The sequence below is a fragment of the Rhodococcus sp. LB1 genome (assembly GCF_001583455.1).
Classification (GTDB): Bacteria; Actinomycetota; Actinomycetes; order Mycobacteriales; family Mycobacteriaceae; genus Rhodococcus_F; species Rhodococcus_F opacus.
The window spans coordinates 1-1,971 of record NZ_LTCZ01000324.1 but is presented as its reverse complement, the minus strand read 5'-3'; the positions used below and the strand labels follow the sequence as shown (position 1 = coordinate 1,971).

The 1,971-nt window shown below is 65.0% G+C and carries 1 protein-coding gene; it reads left to right on the top strand.

Features of this window, described 5'->3' with window-relative positions; translation table 11 throughout:
- Positions 1 to 335: 335 nt before the first annotated feature.
- Positions 336 to 1,805 (top strand): MFS transporter, encoded by a 1,470-nt coding sequence (locus tag AZG88_RS32965; protein ID WP_061700230.1) that lies wholly within the window; start codon positions 336 to 338, stop codon positions 1,803 to 1,805.
- Positions 1,806 to 1,971 lie beyond the last annotated feature (166 nt).

The window sequence follows — 1,971 nt, the reverse complement described above, 5'->3', positions numbered from 1 at the left end:
GCGGGAATGCGAGCCATGCCTTCTCCTGTCAACAGATCTGAACGGATGATCAAGTCGGTTCCACGCTACCAGTCGGAGCGTTAAGCGGGTTGCCATATTGCCACGAATAACCGTCGTGACGTGCATGCAACGACGCGAAGAAATAGTCATATGCCTTGATCATACGACTCACTTGGCTTGCGGTATGAGCCGGATCACATAGGCGGCTCGGCGCATTCCGATGCGACAAACCCGGTGACCAACGAACTCACGTGTCTCACTCCCGACGCCACCGCAGAAGCCATGGTCGACATGATCATGCGAGACGGCGGCGTGATCATCGAAGGAAGCAATTCATGACAGAGATCCACCAGCAAGCCGGACTCGGCCGTGCGGCGACTGCTCGCCCCGCGCCGAACAAGGCAGTGCTCATCGGTGTCGGCACGCTACTGATTGTCCTGACCAACGCCGTCATCTTCATCCTGCCGCCGCTGTTGCCGATCATTCAGGCGCAGTACGGCCTCGCCACAGTGGCCGAGACGACGTGGCTCTACACGGCGCTGACCCTCGGCGGGGGAGTGGGCTTCATCTTGCTGCCGCGCCTCGCCGATCTGTTCGGCGACCGCAACGCCGCGGTGGCGGCGTCCACATTCCTTGCGGTCGGCGCGCTCGTTCCGGCGGCCGGCGACTCGTACTCGACCCTTCTGGTCGGCTGTATTCTCATGGGCTTCGGGGGCGCGGCGCAGCTGCTTCCACTCGGTTTCCTGCGCCGCAATCTCGGCGAGGACGGCATCACGGTGGGTGTTGCAGTTCTGGTCATCGCCACCGGTGTCGGCATCGTCGTGGGCATGATCGGCGGTGGCTTCATCGTCGAGAGTCTTTCGCTGCGAGGCTTTTTCATCATCCTCACCACAGTGTGCGCAGTGACAGCCGTTGCATGCTATGCCGTGATCCCACACACCCCGCCTGCTGAGCGTTCCGGCCGCATCGCGGTACTCGGCACGGTGTGGATGATCGCTTGGGTCGCCGCGATCCTGCTGACTCTGACGCAAGGCCTCGTGTGGGGCGTCGCGGCACTCATTCCGTTGGTGGCCGGCATCGTCGGGGGCATCGCCTGGGTGCGCGTCGAGCGCCGGTCGACCTCGGCAGTGTTCGACGTCGCACTGATGAAGGCGCCTTTGGTCACCGCTTCGTGCTTGTGCATCGCATTGTTCGCCGCGGTGAACTCGGCCTTCCTGCTGCTGCTCAGCACGTACGCCCAGATCACTCCCGAGGATCTTCGTCCAGCGGACGCCTACGGCCTCGGGCTCAGCGCGCTGCAGACCGGCTGGCTCATGGCACCTTTCGCGGCGGCGTTCTTGATTCGCGGAACCGTACTCGACCGCGCCTTGTTCAACGGCCGTGGTGCGACCGTCTTCGTCATCGGAGCGCTCATCAGTGCATCGGGGCTGGCCTGGCTCGCCGTCGCGCACGACCAGCAGTGGCACTACCTCGTGGGCGCTGCCGTCATGGGTCTCGGGACCAGAATCGGCTACGCAGCGGGGTTCACCATGGTGCAGATGGCAGTGCCCGAGGAGAAAGCCGGGATGGCGGCCGGTATCGCCGGTACGTCCATGGCCGTGGGTTTCGCCTTCGGCACGGCACTGGTCAGCGCCGACCTCAGCGCCTCCCTGGTTCCGGTGGTCGGAACCGGTCTCGAGGTCGCTGCCAAGGGCGTCTACGGCATCGGCTACTGGTTATCGGGACTCCTCGCCCTGCTCGTCGTGGTGAGCGTGCTGGTCTCACGCGCCCGGTCCGGTCGGCGCGTCGGCGCTGCCGCGTCCTGATAGTGGCTGGGTCGATTGCCGCCCCAGACCTGGCGCGATGATTCGTGCGGGCAGCCGCTGCCGTAGCGCTCACTATCACTCCACGCTCACCCAGGCCACGAGCTTGGCGGGGGAGGCCTGCGAGGGGCCGCCAGTCCGGAGGTGTTGCCGAGGTTGGCGGCCATCC